Source organism: Allobosea sp. 05T439 (genome assembly GCF_056396005.1).
Map to the genome: position 1 here is coordinate 156,794 of NZ_JBFTKP010000007.1, position 17,997 is coordinate 174,790.

At 64.7% G+C, this 17,997-nt stretch carries 16 protein-coding genes; 5 read left to right on the plus strand and 11 right to left on the minus strand.

Annotation, left to right across the window (positions count from 1 at the left end):
* Window positions 1–20 precede the first annotated feature (20 nt).
* The 4 genes from AC1DIO_RS10515 to AC1DIO_RS10530 all read left to right on the plus strand — a co-directional run bounded on the left by AC1DIO_RS10515 (window position 21) and on the right by AC1DIO_RS10530 (window position 5,265).
* Window positions 21–1,316, plus strand: a complete 1,296-nt coding sequence (locus tag AC1DIO_RS10515) for an ABC transporter substrate-binding protein (RefSeq protein ID WP_441505733.1) — start codon at window positions 21–23, stop codon at window positions 1,314–1,316.
* Window positions 1,317–1,392: 76 nt separating this feature from the next.
* A complete protein-coding gene (locus AC1DIO_RS10520; protein WP_476853384.1) occupies window positions 1,393–2,832 on the plus strand; it encodes an FAD-dependent oxidoreductase in 1,440 nt (479 codons plus the stop codon).
* Between the two features lie 52 nt (window positions 2,833–2,884).
* Window positions 2,885–4,540: an FGGY-family carbohydrate kinase gene (locus tag AC1DIO_RS10525; RefSeq protein WP_476853385.1), complete on the plus strand. Its 1,656-nt coding sequence runs from the start codon at window positions 2,885–2,887 to the stop codon at window positions 4,538–4,540.
* The gene (locus AC1DIO_RS10530) at window positions 4,537–5,265 is read left to right on the plus strand and encodes an SDR family oxidoreductase (protein ID WP_476853386.1); all 729 of its coding nucleotides are present in this window, start codon (window positions 4,537–4,539) and stop codon (window positions 5,263–5,265) included. Before AC1DIO_RS10525 ends, AC1DIO_RS10530 begins: the two co-directional genes overlap by 4 nt.
* A 21-nt stretch (window positions 5,266–5,286) precedes the next feature.
* Here AC1DIO_RS10530 and AC1DIO_RS10535 read toward each other — a convergent pair whose 3' ends face one another.
* From AC1DIO_RS10535 to AC1DIO_RS10560, 6 genes are all read right to left on the minus strand, one after another.
* Window positions 5,287–6,348, minus strand: coding sequence for an NAD/NADP octopine/nopaline dehydrogenase family protein (locus tag AC1DIO_RS10535; protein WP_476832613.1), 1,062 nt, complete (start codon window positions 6,346–6,348; stop codon window positions 5,287–5,289).
* A gap of 20 nt (window positions 6,349–6,368) precedes the next feature.
* Complete coding sequence (locus AC1DIO_RS10540; RefSeq protein ID WP_476769446.1) at window positions 6,369–7,490, minus strand: NAD(P)/FAD-dependent oxidoreductase; 1,122 nt, start codon at window positions 7,488–7,490, stop codon at window positions 6,369–6,371.
* Between the two features lie 77 nt (window positions 7,491–7,567).
* Window positions 7,568–8,362: an ABC transporter permease gene (locus tag AC1DIO_RS10545; protein ID WP_441492496.1), complete on the minus strand. Its 795-nt coding sequence runs from the start codon at window positions 8,360–8,362 to the stop codon at window positions 7,568–7,570.
* Window positions 8,359–9,222, minus strand: coding sequence for an ABC transporter permease (locus AC1DIO_RS10550; RefSeq protein WP_441492495.1), 864 nt, complete (start codon window positions 9,220–9,222; stop codon window positions 8,359–8,361). Before AC1DIO_RS10550 ends, AC1DIO_RS10545 begins: the two co-directional genes overlap by 4 nt.
* Window positions 9,215–10,288, minus strand: a complete 1,074-nt coding sequence (locus tag AC1DIO_RS10555; RefSeq protein WP_441492494.1) for an ABC transporter ATP-binding protein — start codon at window positions 10,286–10,288, stop codon at window positions 9,215–9,217. The genes AC1DIO_RS10550 and AC1DIO_RS10555 overlap by 8 nt, the downstream gene beginning before the upstream one ends.
* A gap of 142 nt (window positions 10,289–10,430) precedes the next feature.
* On the minus strand, window positions 10,431–11,480 hold the full coding sequence (locus tag AC1DIO_RS10560; protein ID WP_441492493.1) for an ABC transporter substrate-binding protein: 1,050 nt from the start codon (window positions 11,478–11,480) through the stop codon (window positions 10,431–10,433).
* 205 nt (window positions 11,481–11,685) lie between these two features.
* Here AC1DIO_RS10560 and AC1DIO_RS10565 point away from each other — a divergent pair, with 205 nt between their 5' ends.
* Window positions 11,686–12,609 (plus strand): LysR substrate-binding domain-containing protein, encoded by a 924-nt coding sequence (locus tag AC1DIO_RS10565; RefSeq protein ID WP_441505737.1) that lies wholly within the window; start codon window positions 11,686–11,688, stop codon window positions 12,607–12,609.
* A 133-nt stretch (window positions 12,610–12,742) separates the two neighbouring features.
* On the opposite strand, the gene AC1DIO_RS10570 is transcribed toward AC1DIO_RS10565, so the two are convergent.
* The 5 genes from AC1DIO_RS10570 to AC1DIO_RS10590 all read right to left on the minus strand — a co-directional run bounded on the left by AC1DIO_RS10570 (window position 12,743) and on the right by AC1DIO_RS10590 (window position 17,544).
* The gene (locus tag AC1DIO_RS10570; protein ID WP_476853387.1) at window positions 12,743–14,173 is read right to left on the minus strand and encodes an FAD-binding oxidoreductase; all 1,431 of its coding nucleotides are present in this window, start codon (window positions 14,171–14,173) and stop codon (window positions 12,743–12,745) included.
* Window positions 14,174–14,396: 223 nt separating this feature from the next.
* A complete protein-coding gene (locus tag AC1DIO_RS10575; protein WP_441505739.1) occupies window positions 14,397–15,251 on the minus strand; it encodes a transporter substrate-binding domain-containing protein in 855 nt (284 codons plus the stop codon).
* An 11-nt stretch (window positions 15,252–15,262) separates the two neighbouring features.
* Window positions 15,263–16,009 carry an ABC transporter ATP-binding protein gene (locus tag AC1DIO_RS10580; RefSeq protein ID WP_476853388.1) on the minus strand — a complete coding sequence of 249 codons (747 nt, stop codon included), beginning with the start codon at window positions 16,007–16,009 and terminating at the stop codon, window positions 15,263–15,265.
* Window positions 16,010–16,051: 42 nt separating this feature from the next.
* Window positions 16,052–16,777 (minus strand): ABC transporter permease, encoded by a 726-nt coding sequence (locus tag AC1DIO_RS10585; protein ID WP_441505814.1) that lies wholly within the window; start codon window positions 16,775–16,777, stop codon window positions 16,052–16,054.
* A gap of 56 nt (window positions 16,778–16,833) precedes the next feature.
* Window positions 16,834–17,544: an ABC transporter permease gene (locus AC1DIO_RS10590; protein WP_441505741.1), complete on the minus strand. Its 711-nt coding sequence runs from the start codon at window positions 17,542–17,544 to the stop codon at window positions 16,834–16,836.
* Between the last annotated feature and the right edge of the window lie 453 nt (window positions 17,545–17,997).

Consider the following 17,997-nt stretch of genomic DNA (forward strand, 5'->3'; position numbering starts at 1 on the left):
ATCAAAAAAGGGAGGAAGCCATGTCGAACAAGCCTGCAACAGACGTGACACGCCGCGGTTTCATGGCCGGCGCTGCCGGCGCCGCGGCCGCGCTCGCAACCGGGCCTGCCCTGGCCGCCGGCAAGACGCTGAACGTGCTGAGCCACAAGGTCCATCAGACCGTGCTCGGCAGCGGCGACAGTGACCTGCTGAAGGACTGGCGCAAGGCCAATGATGCCGAGATCACCTTCACCACCTTCGACTCCAACCCGCTGCAGGACCGGCTCTTCCGGGAGGCGAGCCTGAAGGAGACCGAGTACGGGGTTGGCTATCTCATCGACAACCGGCCGACCTCTCAGATCGCCGCCCTGTTCGAGCCGCTGGACGCTCTTCAGAAGCAGGACCCGATCGAGGATTTCGGCGATATCGCGCCTGGTCTCGTGCAGGGCATGACGGTCGACGGCAAGCTGATCGGCATCCCGGTGCGTCATGCGACGCAGGGCCTGTTCTACAACGAGGCCCTGCTCGATGAGGCCGGGATCTCGGCGCCGCCGACGACCCTCGAAGAGCTGATCGAGCAGGCCAAAAAGACGACCTTCACCTCCAAGGCCGGTACGCCGGTAACCGGCATGGTGCTGGCGAGCGATCTCGCCGTCTTCCCCGTGATGTTTGCCCGCGCCTATGGCGGAGACTTCATCAGTCCTGATCTCAAGTTGGTCCCGGACCGTGCCGCTCTGGAAAGCGGGCTCGCGGCTTTGCGCGGCATGTTCGAATCCGGAAGCCTGCCGCGCAGCTATGCGACGACCAAGAACGACGATCAGGTGACCTGGCTGCAACAGGGCCGTGCCGCCTTCACCGTCCTGCCTTTCGCCCGCGGCGCGCAGCTCAACAATCCCGAGCAGAGTAAGTTTGCGGGCAAGATCAAGGCGGTCGAGTTCCCGATCGCCGCCGGGCTCAAGGGCAAGATGCCGATGGCCTCCGTGGTCGAAGCCTGGGCGATGTCGATCCCGAAGAATGCCAAGGACAAGGCGCTGGCCTGGAGCTTCATCAGGGAAGTGTCGAGCAAGCGCGTGACGCTCGGCATGGCCGTCAACGGCAATGGCCCGGTGCGCGTCTCGACCTATGCCGATGAAAGCCTGAAGGCCAAAAACGCTCTCGCCGCCACAGAAGCCAGGGTGCTGGCGACGGCGCGCGGCGCCTTCCCGCCATTTCCCGAGGCGGCCCGAGCGCAGGCGACGTTCCTTGAGGAGGTCCAACTCGCCGTGCTCGGACGCAAGCCCGTCAAGGACGCAGTCGGCGCCATCATCGAGCGCGTCAAGCCGATGATGCCGGCCTGATTGAACGACAACGGCCGGCGCCTCGGCGCCGGCCCCGCACCACGATCGAACGATGCCAATGGAAGGAAATCGCCTCATGTCCACCACAGGGGTTCGCTTCATCGAGGAGCCGGCGCGCTCCATCCCCGTTTCAGCCGATTATGACGTGCTCGTCGTCGGCGGCGGGCCGTCCGKAATCACCGCTGCCCTGGCCGCAGCCGAAGACGGTCTCCGCGTCGGGCTCATCGAAAGCCGCAGTTTCGTCGGCGGCAATATGACGATCGGCCTGCCGGTGCTCGGTTTCCTCGGCCAGAAGGGCAACCAGATCATCGACGGACTGCCGCAGAAATTCATCGAACGCCTGCGCAATGAGCGGGATGGCGCGAGCGAGCATCGGCCCTGCCCGCTGCATATGGGCATCACGCTGGTCGAACCCGAAGCGGTCAAGACCGTGGCGCTCGAGATGCTGACCGAGGCCGGCGTCGATGTGCTGTTCTACACCTTCTTCGCCGGCGCGCTTGTCGAGAACGACATCATTCGCGGCGTCATCACGGAGAGCAAGACCGGCCGCATCGCCATCCTCGCCAAGGTCGTCATCGACTGCAGCGGCGATGCCGACGTCGCCTACAGCGCCGGCGTGCCCACGGAGAAGGGCAATGCCGACGGCGGCATGCAGCCGCCGACGCTGATGTTCTGCCTGGCCGGCGTCGACACCGATGCGCTTCGGATGAGCATCGCAAATGCTCCGCCGGAAGCACGCACCTACCTCACCGACTTCATTCCCGCCGAGTATTTCGGCCAGAACCGGCAGTTCATCGTCGTCGGCATGCGTGAGCTGATGGCCAAGGCCAAGGCCGAGCGCGGCCTGCAGATCCCGAACGAGCGGACCATCATCATCACCGGTCTGAAGAAGGGCGAGGTCTGGATCAACATGACCCGCGTCAAGGGCACGGATGGAACCAACGCCCGCAGCCTGACCAAGGGCGAGATCGAAGGTCGCGCCCAGATCGACGATATCGTCACCTATCTCGTCAATTACGTGCCGGGCTTCGAGAAGGCCTATTTCACCAAGACCGCGCCTTTCCTGGGCATCCGCGAGACACGCCGCATCATCGGCCAATATGTGATGACGCAGGACGACGTCCTGTCCTGTCGCCATTTCGACGATGCGATCGCGGTGGCGAGCTATCCGATCGATATTCACCGCCCGTCCGACGACGGCTGTACCCTGATCTGGTGCGGCGACTGCTACGATATTCCATACCGCTCACTGATCCCGCAGAAGATCGGCAATCTGCTGGTCGCCGGACGCAGCATCTCTGCGACACACGAGGCCATGGGCGCGATCCGCGTCATGGCAACCTGCATGGCAATGGGCGAGGCGGCCGGGCGCGCCGCCAGGATCTCGGTCCGCGGCAACCGCCCGCCGGCCGATATCGACATCGAGGACCTACGCCGCCAGCAACTCGAGCGCGGCGTCTACTTGCGCAATCCAGATGGGACGCGTGCCGGGTCGCCAAATCGCGCCGCAGCCTGACCGCTCTGCACGGGGCGGCCGATGCCGCCCCTTCCGACAGGATCGCGAGGATATGACCGAGCATTTCATTGGCATCGATGTCGGCACCGCGAGCGCCCGCGCCGGAATCTTCGACCCGAGCGGGCGCATGCTCGCGACGGCGAAGCGGGGCATCGCGCTCTATCGGGACGGGCCGGACATCGCCGAGCAATCGAGCGCTGACATTTGGAATGCGGTCTGCGCCTGCGTCCGCGAGGCCATGGCGATGGCACAGCTCGCGCCGGAGGCCATCGCGGGCATCGGCTTCGATGCGACATGCTCGCTGGTGGTGCTCGGGCAGAACGGCGTGCCGCTGCCCGTCGGTCCCCATGGCGATCCGGGCCGCAACATCATCGTCTGGATGGACCATCGTGCGCTGGATCAGGCCGAACGCATCAACCGCACGAACCATCCGGTGCTCGCCTATGTCGGCGGCACGATTTCGCCCGAGATGGAGACGCCGAAGCTGCTTTGGTTGAAGGAGAATCTGCCGGCCACCTATCATGCAGCCTGGCAGTTCCTCGACCTCGCCGACTTCCTGACCTGGCGGGCAAGCGGCTCGCTGGCGCGCTCGACCTGCACGGTGACCTGCAAATGGACCTATCTCGCGCATGAAGCGCGCTGGGACGCAGGCTATTTCCACCAGATCGGGCTCGGCGATCTCGGCGACGATGGCTTTGCCCGCATCGGCACGGAGATCGTTCCCGGAGGCACTGCCCTCGCACAGGGGCTGACCGAAGAGGCAGCTGCCGAACTCGGGCTGAAGCCAGGCACTGCCGTAGCGGCGGGCTTGATCGACGCTCATGCCGGCGGTGTCGGCTCGGTTGGTGTGCGCTCGTCGCACGGCACGGCACTAACCCGCATGGCCTATGTCTTCGGCACCTCCGCCTGTACCATGGCAAGCAGCCGCGAGCCGATCTTCATTCCCGGTGTGTGGGGCCCCTACTTCTCGGCGATGGCGCCTGATCTCTGGCTCAGCGAGGGCGGTCAATCCGGCGCCGGCGCCGCGATCGAACAATTGATCGGATTTCATCCGGCCGCGCCGGAGGCGCAGCAGCGCGCGGCGGCGGACCATTGCTCATTGCCAGACTGGCTCGCCGCGCGCGCGGCGACGAGCGCCGCCGACCTTTCGGAGGCTGCACGTCTTGCGAAGGGTCTCGTCGTCGTGCCGGATTTTCTCGGGAACCGATCGCCGCATGCCGATCCGCAGGCCCGAGCCTTGATCGCCGGCCTGGGCATGGAGCGCGATCTGGACCATCTCGTCGCGCTCTATGTCGCCGGGCTGACGGGCATCGGCTACGGCCTTCGGCAGATCATCGAGGTCAGCCGCGCCAAGGGCGCAACGATCGATGCGATCGTGCTCAGCGGCGGCGCCGGTCGCGCTCCGCTGATCCGGCAAATGCTCGCTGATTGTGCCGGATTGCCCGTGCTCGTTCCCGAGGATGTCGACCCCGTCCTTCTCGGATCCGCGATGCTTGGTGCGACGGCGGCCGGAAACTTCCAGGACCTCGCGCAAGCCATGGTCGAGATGGCACCGGGCGCCAGTGTCTTCGCACCGGTCGGCGGCGACATCGCCCAGTTACACGACAGGCGCTTTGCTGCCTTTGAAACGCTGCAGGCAGCCGCACGCGCGGCGCGCGATCTGCTGCAGGAGACGAAAGATCATGCCGTGTCGGAGGCGATGACGTGACTCAGGAACTGGCCGGAAAGGTCGCCGCGATTACCGGCGCCGCATCGGGGATCGGACTGGCCTGCGCGAAACGGCTGCTGGCGGCTGGCGCGCGCGTCGTTCTCGTCGATCGCGACAGTGAAGCATTGGGCCGTGTCACCAAGTCTCTCGGCGCCGAGGCCATACCGCTCGTCGTGGACCTGGCCGATCCGGCCTCCGTCTCCGGCATGATGTCGCAGATCCTCGAGCGGGCCGGAGAGCTCGACATCTTCCACGCCAATGCCGGAGCCTATGTCGGCGGGCCCGTCAGCGACGGAGATCCCGACGCCTGGGACCGCATGCTGCATCTCAATATCAACGCCGTATTCCGCAGCATCCATGCGGTGCTCCCACATATGATCGCGCGCAAGACGGGCGATATTCTCGTCACCAGTTCTATCGCCGGCATTGTGCCCGTGGTGTKGGAGCCGATCTACACCGCCTCCAAGCACGCGGTGCAGGCCTTCGTTCATACCCTGCGGCGCCAGGTCATTCCGCACGGACTGCGCGTCGGGGCAGTCCTGCCGGGTCCGGTCGTGACCGCCCTCATCGCCGACTGGCCGCAGGAGAAGCTTGAAGCGGAACGCGCCAGGGGCGGCCTGATCGAAGCCGAGGAGGTCGCCGAGGCCGTGCATTTCATGCTGACCCGGCCGCGAAACGTCACCATCCGGGACCTGGTGATCCTACCCCAGAGCACCGACCTTTGAGCGCCCTCTCCAGGCTCCTCGTCAGCGCGTCATTGCAATGAGTGATTCTCGCGTGAGCTGGCGGGCCATCAGCGCCGGCAGGATATCGTTTTCCGCGGCGAGATCGCGACCGTAAAGCGCCGAGAAAATCTGGAGGCCGGCCTCGTGCAAAGGGGTCGCGACCCCGCATAGGCGTCCGAGTGCGACCAGGGGCGAGAGCCCGAACGGCACGTCCTCGAGTGTATAGCGCGTGTCGATCGTGGCCGGCCCGAGCGTCGGCTCCTGGCTGGCTGCCAGCAGTTTCGCGGTCTCTCCAAGGGCTGCATCGGGAAGCCCATAGGTCAGGGAATAATGCTCGCGCATGGTGCGGACCTCGACGCCGAACGCCGCCGCGATGGCGAGGCGTTCGGCGTCGATCGCTTCCAACAACCGCCCGACGGCCATCGTCATGTGCTCGCTCTGGCCCCAGGCCTCGGCCTTCTCCATGCGCGTGAAATTGCAGAGGGCCAGCGCCATGTGGCTTTGCGGATTGACGTTGCTCAGCGCCACGGCCAGCACATTCGAGATCGCGCGGAAACGGTCGCCAAACAGCGCCTTGCAGATAGTGAGGCCGCGCTCGGCGGCTTCCGTCGGCAGGGTCGAGATATCGACCTTGCCGCGCAGCGTCGCGATCTTCACGGAGGTGTCGCTCGTCTGGCGCGCGCGCAGCACCGTCGTGCTCAACGCCACGACCGGGACATCGAGCCCGCGATCCGCGATCAATCGTGCCAGATAGATCGCGCCCAGCGAGGCGTGCGAGCTGATCACGACCGTCTGGCCCGAGACGAGATGCGGCGCCATGGCGTCCATCACCGCCTTATGGCCGTTCGCGGGAAGCGCGATCAGGATCGCATCCGCCCCTGCCAGCGCGGCAGCGCAATCCGCGGCGATGGTCGGCTTGAACTCCCCGGCGACGACCCCTTCGCTGCGCAGCGTCTGGCCCTGGGCGAGCGCTGCGATGCGGCGGCCGGATGGCGACCACAGCCGGGCTTCATGACCGTTCTGGATCAGCAGTGCTGCGCTTGCATAGGCGATCGCGCCTGCGCCCATGATGGCGGTTTTCATGTCCTGTCCTCGTCGGGTCGTCAGTTGAAGAAGCGGGCCGGCCGGAACTCGGCCAGTTCGGAGCGGGTGCGGCCGCGCACGACTTCGTCGGCGATGGCTTCGCCGAGGAAGGCGCCGAGCGTCACGCCGCTATGCGTGACGGCGACATAGTAGTTGTCGAGCCCCGGGACCGGCCCGACAGCCGAGAGCGTGTCACGCGGGATCGGCCGGATCGCGATGCGAACGGCCTCGACCTCGACGGAGCGCAGGGCCGGGATCGTCGTCTTGGCCCGGGCGAGCAGTTCCTGAGCCTGGGGATGCGTGGGCAGGGAAGCGGCGTCGGCGGCGACCAGCCGGTCAAGCTCGTTCGAGCGCAGCAGGAACCTGCCGCCGCCATCGGGCCGCATATTGAGCAGGGGAGTGCGCAAGGCACTGCGCAGCGTCACGCCCGCCGGTGGGGTGTAGGCGACCAGGCCGACCGTCGGTGCGAGCGGAACCTGATGTTCGCTCCGGTTGGCGACCTCGTTGGACCAGCGTCCCGAACAGTTMACGACGATATCGGCATGGATCGGATCGCCGCCCGCGATCTCCACGCCATCGCAGCGCCCGCCGCTGACCAGCAGTCCCGAGACCTTGGCGTTGACGAGCCTCGCACCATGGCGCTCCTGCGCAGCAGTGACGAGCGCGCCGGCATAGGGCACGGCATCGAGCCAACCATCCCGGGGGTAGTAGATCACTGGCGCATTGCCGATCACGTCCGGGTCGATCTCCGGCTCGAGCTCGCGAACCTCCTTCAGACTGAGCAGCTCGGCCGGGTAGCCCCAGTCGATCAGCTGCCTGAGCTTCACCAGCGGGTCGGTGCCGTCGCGTGCGCCGGCTTCGGCCTCCGCATTCTGCCATTGCAGCACGCCAGGGCGGTGGTACCAGTTCGCGTGCGGAAACTCGGCCAGGATGTCCTCATGGGCCTGCCGGCCGGCGAAGTTCAACTTGTAATAGGCATGGGAGGTCAGCTTCTCGCAGGCATTGACCCAGGCATAGGTCACGCTGGAGGTGCCGCCGCCGATCCGCCTTTCCTCGACGATGGTGACCGCCGCGCCGGCCTGGGCGAGGCGATAGGCGACCGACGAGCCGATGACACCGGCACCGACGACGATGGCTTTCATCTGGAATGTCCTTGACGATTGAGAAGAGGGGGGCGCGGCGGCCTGGCCTGTCCGCGCTTGCCGGTCAGCCCGGCTAGTCAGCCTTTCCCGACCAGCATGCGATCGAGCCCGTAGATGCGGTCGACGAGGACCATCAGCAGGAAGGTCAGCAGGATGACGACGGTCGAGACCGAGGCGACGAGCGGATCGATCGATTCCTCGATGTAGTGGTACATCTTGACCGGCAGCGTCATCGAGGACGGCGTCGCCACGAACACCGTCATCGTCACCTCGTCGAAGCTCTGGATGAATGAGATCACCCAGCCGCCGGCGACGCCAGGGATCATCAGCGGAAACACCACCCGCCGGAACACGGTCCAGCTGGAGGCGCCGAGCGAGATCGCGGCGCGTTCGAGCGCCGGATCGGCCGCGGTCAGGGCCGCGAGCACCAGCCTCAGCCCATAGGGGAAAATGATCAGCACGTGGCTGGCGAGCAGGCCTGCGGTCGAGCCGGTAATATTGACCTGTGTGAAGAAGCGCAGGAACGCGACGCCGAGCACKACATGCGGGATGATCAGCGGCGACAGGAACAGCCCGACCAGGGCCTCGCGCCCGGGGAATTGATGCCGTGCCAGAGCGAGCGCGGCCGGCACGGCGAGCGCCATCGCGCAGGTCGCGGCAACGACGCCGAGCACGATGCTCATCCAGAAGGCGGAAACGAACTGCGGATTGGCCAGGATGGCCCTGAACCAGCGCAGCGAGAACGAGGTCGTGGGCAGCGAGAGCAGGTTGCTCGGCGTCAGCGACATCCACATCACCACAATCAGCGGTGCCAGCATGAAGATGACGAACAGGCTGTGGCAGAGGAGCGCGACGGGGCCGTTGCGGTTCATTGGGCAAACCTCGCATAGCGCCGCTCGAGCAAGCGGTTATAGGTCAGCATGATCGTGGCGTTGACGATGAGCAGCACGATCGCGATCGCCGCGCCGAGCGGCCAGTTCAGCGTGCCCAGGAACTCGTCATAGGTGGCGGTGGCGACGACCTTGAGCTGGCGCCCGCCGATGATCGCGGGCGTCGCGAAGGCACTGGCCGCGAGCGCGAAGACGATCAGCGATCCCGACAGGATGCCGGGCACGATCTGGGGCAGGATGATCCTGATGAAGATCGTGGTCTCGCCGGCGCCGAGCGACTGCGCCGCACGAACCACCTTGGGGTCGAGCCGTTGCAGGGCGGCCCAGACCGAGATGATCATGAACGGCACCGCGACATGGACGAGCGCGATGACGACGCCCTGGATGGTGTAGAGCATCGGGATCGGCCCGCTCGTCAGGCCGAGCCCGGAGGCGACGTTGTTGATCACACCGTTGCGGCCGAACAGCAGCGCCCATCCGAGCGTGCGCACCACGACCGAGATCAGCAGCGGGCTCAGCGTTACGATCAGGAAGATCGAGCGCCAGGGTGGTCGCATCCGCGACAGGAAATAGGCTTCGGGTGCGCCGATCAGCACGCAGAGCACCGTCGTCGCCAGCGCGATCCCGACCGTCCGCAGGAAGATGGTGTGGTAATAGGGATCGCCCAGCGTATCCGCGAAGTTCGACAGCGTCGCCCCGCCCGTCGCACCGGTCGCGAGGTCGAAGGACTGGAAGCTCAGCACGGCGATCATCACCAGCGGCGTCACCAGCAGCGCTGCGAAGAAGAGAAGCGCCGGCAGGCTGAGCAGCAGCGGCACGCGGCTCCTGGATGCCTCAGCCATGATGCGCGTCCGCGATGATGGCGGCATCCTCGGGCCGCCAGTTGAGCCCGACATCGTCGCCCTCGTTGAAGGCGGGCACTCCACGATGCGGCTCCGACGACAGCACCGCACCAATGGCCGTCTCGACGGAGAACAGCCATGAACTGCCTTGGAAGACACGTGATGTCAGCCGACCGCCGAGAAAACCGGTCCCGGGCGGCACGAGGCGGACCTTTTCCGGGCGCAAGGCGATCACCACCGCGCTGCCTGCCGAAAGCGAGGGCTGCGCCGTGCCGGGCACCGCCGCCTCGACGCCCTCGATGCGCAGCGAGCAACGCCCGGCCTCCACCGAGACGATCCTTGCCTTGAGTTGGGAGGAGCGGCCGACGAAGCTCGCGGCGAAATGGCTCGTCGGTGCGTCATAGAGCGTCAACGGATCGGCAAGCTGGACGATCCGCCCGGCATCCATCACCGCGATCCGGTCACAGGTCGCCAGCGCCTCGGCCTGATCATGCGTGACCATGATCGTCGTCGTGCCGACGCGGCGCTGGATCGCCCGGATCTCGACCTGCATTTCCTCGCGCAGCTTGGCATCGAGATTGGAAAGCGGCTCGTCGAGCAGCAACAGGGCGGGCTCGATGGCGAGCGCCCGCGCCAGCGCGACCCGCTGTTGCTGCCCGCCGGACAATTGCCGGGGATAGCGCTCGGCGAGATGGCCGAGACGCACCAGATCGAGCGCTTCCTTGACCTTCTGCTGACGGGCGGGCTTGGCGATCTTCCGCATTTCGAGCCCGAACGCGACATTCTCGGCGACCGTCAGGTGCGGGAACAGGGCATAGCTCTGGAAGACGATGCCCATGCCGCGCTGGCTGGCCGGAACACCCCGGAGGCTGCGCCCGTCGAGCAGTACCTCGCCGCTGGTCGGCTCCTCGAAGCCGGCGACGATGTTCAGCGTCGTGGTCTTGCCGCAGCCGGACGGACCGAGCAGCCCCACGAACTCGCCGGGCTCGATCGCCAGGTCGATTCCGTTGAGCGCCGTGAAGGCGGCAAAGCGCTTGGTAAGCCCGCGAAGGGCGATCTTGGCCATAGTCGAGGGTGATCCATGAAACCGCCTGCGCCCTTGGCGCAGGCCTGATGTCCGGAGGAACGAGGGCTTCAGGAATCGGCCCGAAAGGTGATGCAGATCAGAAGGTTAGATCGGCGAATCGGATAAGATCCGGTCCGCTGATCTAGCGCTCGATCTCGCGGTTCCAGCGCTGCGTCCACGCAGCMCGGTTCTGGTTGACGGTCGGCCAGTCGATCTTGGCGAGCTTGGAAACGGCCTGGTCGCCGACCGCCAGCCCCGCGGCTTCATCCGCCGTCAGCTCCGTCTTGCGGTTCACCGGGCCATAGCCCGCGCCGGCAAAGACCTTCTGGATGGCTGGCGAGAGCATGTGCTGGATGAACTTTTGCGATTGCGGCGCCACGTCGCTGTCAACGACGGGGCACATCGTCACCATCAGTGCGCCGGCCCCTTCCTTCGGCTCGGCCACTTCAAGCGGCAGGCCCTCCTTCTTCAGCGCGACGGCGCGCGAGCGCGAGATCACGGTCAGCGCGATCTCGCCGCTTTGCAGCAGCTCCTCGAGCTTCGGTGCGGAGGGTGCGAAGGTCAGGATATTGGGCCGGATCTTGTCCTTGAAGGCGGCGAAGCCGGGCTCGATCTTGCTCTCGCCGCCGCCCTCGGCGCGCGCCACCATGATCAGCCCATGCAGGCCGGTCGTGCTGGCGGCGCCGAGCAGGGCAAGCTGCCCCTTATAGGCGCTGTTGCCGAGGTCGCCCCAGGAGGTCGGCACCGGCCAGCCTTTCTCCTTGAAGATCTTGGCATTGTAGACCGGGGTGGTGACGCCGATGCCGAAGGCGATGGCCTTCTCGTCCAGTTTCGCGATCGGATAGACATCGTCGAGCACCGGGGCCTTCTCGATCGGCGCGCAGAACCCGAACTGCACGGCCTGATACATCGGGCCGTCATCGACCATGGCGACGTCGATCTCCTGCTTGCCGCGCTGGGCCTGCAGCTTGGCGAGCGTCGCCGTCGACTGTCCCGCGACATACTCGACCTTGACGTTGTTCGCCTTCTCGAAGGGCGGAATGATCGCGGTGCGCATCAGGCGCTCGAAGGAGCCGCCATAGCCCGCGACATACATCGTCTGCTGGGCGCTCGCTCCCGCGCTGACAAGGCCGCCCGTGGCGAGCGCGAGGGCGAAGACGGATCCAAGCGAAGTCGAACGCAAAGTGGCCATGCCGAAAAATCCCCTGTTTGGCCGGGGAACACGGCCCCCGTTGCAGCCAAGGGTTGGGGAGCGGCACCCATCTGTCAATCGACTGATTATGGATCACGCCATTCAGATTTGATATGGTATCGCCGCGATTGCCCTGCCGGCGCACCGACCGGGTCGCAATGCCCGGTCAGGCCGACCGTAGCGGAACGGGAATGGAGTGCCGGATTTGGCTCAGATCACCCACAGGCATGCCGAAGCCTTCAACGCGGTTCTGCATGTCGGGAGCTTCACCAAGGCCGCGCGCCTGCTTCGCAGCTCCCAGCCCTCGATCAGCCGATTGATGAAGGAGCTGCAGGAGGCGGTCGGATTCGTGTTGTTCACGCGCAGCGATGGCCGCACGGTCGCGACGCCCGAAGCGATGGCCCTGCATCAGGAAGTCGAGCGCAGTTTCGTCGGGCTCGAACGGATCAGCGAGCGCGCCGCCCAGATCAAGGAGCGCCGCGTCGAGCAGTTGCGGATCGTCAGCATGCCCGCTCTGGCGCACACCTTCCTGCCTGTCGCCCTTGCCGGATTTCTCAAGGACCGCCCGAGCGTCGCCGCTGCGATCCAGGCGCAGCGTTCGGAGTCGATTGCCTCGTGGGTTTCGACACAGCAATTCGATGTCGGCTTCGCGATGCTCCCGATGGACAAGCCCGGTGTCGAGATCGAGCTGTTCGACCCTGCCATCGGCGTCTGCGTGATGCCGGCCGGTCACCCGCTTGCGGTGCGGCCGGAGATCGTCCCGCAGGACCTGGACGGCATGCCGTTCATCGGCAAGGGCGCGGGGAGTTTCATGTCCCGCTCGCTGCAGCAGGTGCTCGACGACGCCAGGGTGCGCTGCGACGTTCGCGTCGAAACCCCGATCGCCGCCATCGCCTGCCAGATGGTGGCGCAGGGACTGGGCCTGACCATTGCGGACCCGTTCACGGCAAAAGCGTTCGAACCGCTGGGGTTAGTCTCCCGTCCCTTCCGGCCGGCCATCGCCTATAATTTCGGAGTTCTCTACCCCTCGCACAGCCTGCGCTCGCAACTTGTCTCCGACTTCGTCGCGCATCTGCATCTTGAGCGCCAGAAGGTGCACGGAAAGGCTCCAAGCTCGGGGGCGCCGTGAGCCGAACCTGGACTCCCGTCCGTAGGCGGGCGTCTCCAAGCGCCTGCTCCAGCCGGGGCCCTGCTGGCGCAGTTGCGTCTCAGGTCATTTCAGCACCGGCAGGATGAACGCAGTTGAGACCCGGAGAACCGCGCTAACGAGGCGCCCGGTTCGCCGACGCGAAACGCACGTTTCCCATCGTAGCCTCGGTCAGCGCGCCCTGGAGAGATCCCGAAAGCTGCTTCACGAGTTCCGGTGTGTATCGATCGTAGAGAGACTGGTTTGATCGGCCCAGCGCATGCTCGCCGGTAAAACTGCCCGCGTAGCCTCGGATCACGACGTCCAGCACCTTGTCCCGGACGCGGTCGATATAGGCGGCATCTGGCCGGCCGGGATGCACAAGATTGAAGTGCATGCCGCCATCGGCAATATGCCCGAAATCGCAGAGCTCGAGCTCGGGGAACTCGGCGTTGAGGAGCGGAATGATCTCGGTTCGGAAGGGAACAAGGTCTGAGCGCTTCAGGGAAAGATCGAAGGCGATCACATGCCCCGCCGCCTTCAGCCCCTCCGGCAAGGAATGCCGCAACGCCCAGAGTTCCTCCGACCGACCAATCAGCGCATCGGCGAGCAGCGGATCATCCTGCTCGAACAGCTCGGCGAGAACGGTCTCGAGAACGACTGGGAGCGCGGCTTCATGCCCGCGCTCGGGCCAATTCCGGGTCAGTTCGACGAGGATCGCGTAAGGCGGAATCTCGCCGCGAGCGAACGGATTCCTCAGGCGCTCGACATGGGCAAATGTTCGCTTCATCGCGTTCCGCGAAATCCCCTCGACGGCGCTCAGATACTCGCCGCACGCTTCCTCAAGCGCCGTGAGCAGGAGGGGAATGGCCTCATCGTCACGCGGCACGAGCAACGCCGTCGCGACCTGTCGCGGGACGCGCTGCACTTCGAGAACCGCCCTTGTAATAACGCCGAACGCCCCGCTCGTCCCGACKAAGAGATGTTTCAGGTCGATATGCGCGTTGTCCTTCCGCAGGCCGGTCGTGAGGTCAAGGATGGTGCCATTGCAATCTGGAAGCACGACCTCCAGACCCAGAACCTGTCGCCGCATGGCGCCATAACGGAGGAAGCGAGCGCCACCGGTGTTCGTGGCAATCATGCCGCCAACCATCGGATCTGCGCCGAGATCGATCGGCAGAAAGAGCCCATGCGTCGCGAGGGTCTCATTCAGCGTCGACAAGCGAACGCCGGCCCCTACCGTCACCGTGCGATTGGTCAGATCGATTTCGAGCGGAGCGCTCAAGCGGTCGACGCTGAGAACGACCTGCGTTCCCGACTGATCGGGAGTGGATCCCCCGACCACACCCGTATTCCCGCCTTGGGGCACGAGGCGAATGCCATTCGAGACCGCATAGGCGACGATGCGGGACACCTCTTCGGTTGTCCCGGGCCGGACGACGAATAGCGCCCTCCCCTCGTCATACCGTGCTCCGACCTCGTATCGGCGCCTATCGGCAGCGTCTGTGACCAATCCCTTGGTCCCGACGATTGCGCTGATGGCGTCAAGATGTCTGGTGTCGCTCATGTCTGTGCTCGATCGCTGGCAAATCCGGGCGTGTTGATCGGAACCGTTTGGGAACTCTCGCCCCGTCAGACGGATTCGCTTTGCTTGCACCGGCCACTGATTGTGCCTGGCCTTGCCGACCTAAGGTCAACAGGCGGAGTTCGGTCCGGGTGGGCTCGGCCGACAGCCCTGCCCGCCCGGGGGTTCTCAAGATCCAGTCCGTCAATCCACTCCATCGACGGGACTATTGCGGAGGCGACATGTCGGACTTGAACCATTTCATCGACAGAGTCTTGATCGTGCCATCCGCGAGTGCCTGCTCGATCGCCTGGTCAAAGCGTTGCTTGAGCTCGCCATCGTCCTTGCGCAGGCCGATCGCGACGCCACGACCAAGCAGTCCGCCGCGAAATGACGGCCCCGCAACGGTCATGCCGTTCAGTTCCTTCCTTTCACGCGACGACATCGCAGACGCGTAATCGACGAACACCGCATCGATGCGACCTGCGGAGAGATCAAGATCATGCTGCTCGGCTGTCTTGTACTCCCTGATCTCGATGTCTCCCTTGAAGTAGGTCTCCAGGAATGCAAGGGCGTTGGTCGATGTCTGCACGCCGATCGTTTTCCCCTTGATCAGCTTTTTCATCTGCTCAATCGTGTTTTTGCCGTCGTCGTTCAGAGATGTGATGTCGATCAGCTGTCCGCTCTTGGGCAGATTGAGCATTTCGCGATCGGTCATCGTCGCGAAGACGTGGCGGCTCGTGGCGTAGGGCCTCGAAAAGCCGATCACCGCCAGCCTTTTGTCGGTGATGTTCATTCCCGTCATCACCGCATCGTGCTTTCCGGCCTGGAGAGCCGGGATGATGCCGGCCCAGTCCTGACCGACGACCTTGCACTTGGCATTCATCCGGCGGCAGAGATCGTTCACCAACTCGACGTCGAAACCGCCGAGCTTCCCGCTCGGCTCGGTGTAGTTCCAGGGCATGAAGGCACCTTCGGTTGCGATGGTGATCTCCTTTCCCTGCTGCGCTTCGGCGGCAGTCGCCAGGAATGCGCAAGCGCTCAGCGCCAGCCAGCCCAGTCGAAATCTCGGGTTGTTCATCGTGTCCCCTCCTAACGATGCTCAGAGATGAATTGTCGAAACCGTGGCGATGTTGGTGCGCTGAATACTTCGCCAGGCGGCCCGTCCTCCTCCACCATCCCCTTGTGGAGGAACACCACGCGGGACGAGACATCCCGGGCAAAACCCATTTCGTGCGTGACCACGAGCATGGTGCGGCCCTCTTCCGCCAGCGATCGCATGACGCGCAGGACCTCGCCGACGAGTTCGGGATCGAGCGCCGAGGTTGGCTCGTCGAACAGCATCAGCTTCGGCTTCATGGCGAGGGCGCGCGCGATTGCGGCACGCTGCTGCTGGCCGCCCGACAGATGAGCCGGATAGTGGTTGCGCTTGTCGACGATGCCGACCTTCGCAAGCAGCGCCTCGGCCTCGGCGATGCACTCCGCCCTTGGTCGCTTTTGCACATGGATCGGCGCCTCGATGACGTTCTCAAGCACCGTCAGGTGCGACCAGAGATTGAAGCTCTGGAAGACCATCGCGACGCGGGAGCGGATCCGGTCGACCTGGGAGCGATTAGCCGGCTCCGTGCGTCCGTTTCGGCCCTTGCGCAGTGCAATGACTTCACCGCCGATCGCGATCTCGCCGGCGTCGGGCGTCTCCAGCACGTTGATGCATCGAAGCATCGTTGACTTGCCGGAGCCCGACGAGCCGAGGATTGAGATCACCTGTCCCTCGGCCGCATCGAGCGAAATACCGCGCAAAACTTCCAAGGAGCCGAAACTTTTGCGCAGATCGCGCACCGAAACGGCTGGCGTGGACAATGAGGTCACCGATCGTCTCCGCTACTCATGGACCGGCTCAAGGCGCTGAATGGGCATGGGCGCGTCCCGCAGATGCGGCGAAAGCCTGTGCTCCAGGGCTTGAATGGCCCGCGTCACGAGGAAATTGAGAATGAGGTAGATGGCCCCGGCGCAGATGAAGATCTCGATCGCGCGGAAGCTCTGCGAAATCAGCTTATGCGCAATGCCGGTCACTTCCATCATCGTGATGATCGAGGCGAGCGAGGTCGCCTTCACCATCAGGATGATTTCATTGCCGTAGCCCGGAAGTGCCTGACGGACAGCAATCGGAACGATGATCCGCCGATAGAGGAGAAGCGGCGACATCCCGCAGGCGCGTGCCGCTTCGATCTGACCTTGCGGGACGGACTGCAAGCCTCCGCGGATGATCTCGCTCACATAGGCGGCGGTATTCAGGGTCAGGGCGAGCAGAGCGCACCAATACGGCTCGCGGAAGAAACCCCATAGGTTCATGGCCTGCAGGGCCAGCCGAAATTGACCGAGCCCGTAGTAGATGAGGAAGATCTGAACAAGAAGCGGCGTCCCGCGGAACACGAACACATAGCTGCGCGCAAGCCAGTCCAGGACCGGCACCCCTGACATGCGCATCGTCGCGAGGGCCATCGCAACGATCAGACCCAGAGTGACGGATGAAAACGTGAGTTTGAGTGTGAGGGGCAGTCCTTCCAGCAGCTTGAGGAAGGTTTCCCCCATGAATGCGGCGTCAATCACGGGCTTCGCTTCTCAGGATGCTTGAGGGTGATGGGCATGTGAGCGGGCTGCATTCAGGCTCTCCGGACGCCGCGCATCGCGTAGCTCTCGGCGCGCCGGAATCCCCATGAGGAAACCGTGGTGATTGCCAGGTAGAGCACAGCGGCAGCGAGATAGAAGCTGAACGGCTCACGCGTGGAGCCGGCGCCAATGGCCGACTGGCGGAGCAGCTCGACCAGCCCCGTGACCGAGACGAGGGCGGACTCCTTCAAGGCCAGTTGCCAGACATTGCCCAGGCCCGGGATGGCATATCGCAGCACCTGTGGCGCGATGATGCGGCGGAACATCAGCGTGCGGTGCATGCCCACGGATTTCGCCGCCTCGATCTCACCCCAGTTCAGCGCCGTGTACGCGCCTCGAAAGACCTCTGACTGATAGGCGCCGGAGATAATGCCGATCGCAGCGGCACCCGCGGCGAACCCCGACACACCGACGAAGCCCCCGGGACCGAAAAGTCCCGCGATGCTGCTGAGCAGCGCGCTCCCCCCGAAATAGAAGAGGTAGATGATGAGAAGGTCCGGAATGCCGCGAAGAATCGTGGTGTAGGCATCGGCCGCAGCGCGAGCGACCGCACCGCCTGACAGCTTCACCCAGGCAACAAGGCCACCGATCACAGAACCGAGGAGGAAGCCGCAGGCGGCGACTGATAAGGTCACGCCGGCAGCGACCAGCATCGCCACGCCCCAACCGTCGGAGCCCAGACTCATCAGCGACAATGTCGACATAGGCAGCGTCTCGCGGGCTCAGGCGGACAAGACGCTCATACCAAGCCCGGAACCAATGCCCGCGGCTCCAGGGCACCTCCGCTGGGCTATGCATCCGCCGTTCGACTCGTATGGCAGTTTGATTGCGTTCACGTCAGCCTCCCCGGATGCTGCATTCTTTGTTCTTGTCTTGAACTTAACAAGCGTTTGGTTGTCGGACAAAAAGACATACTAGAAGATGGCCGTCAAGCGCGGTCGCGTTCCGCCCGACTTTGCGGATCGCGAAAACCAAGCAGCGCGAAGAATGTCCCTGAATCGAGTTACACAGCTGGGCGCGCGAGCCTTTCATAGGTTTCGCGGGAAGATGACACGCTCCGCCTGGAATCGAGCAGAGGCCTGCCCCGAGAATGTGTTCCTGCAGCATGAACAAGCGCCGCATTCCAGCGACGATCAAAGTTGCCCGACAAATATTCC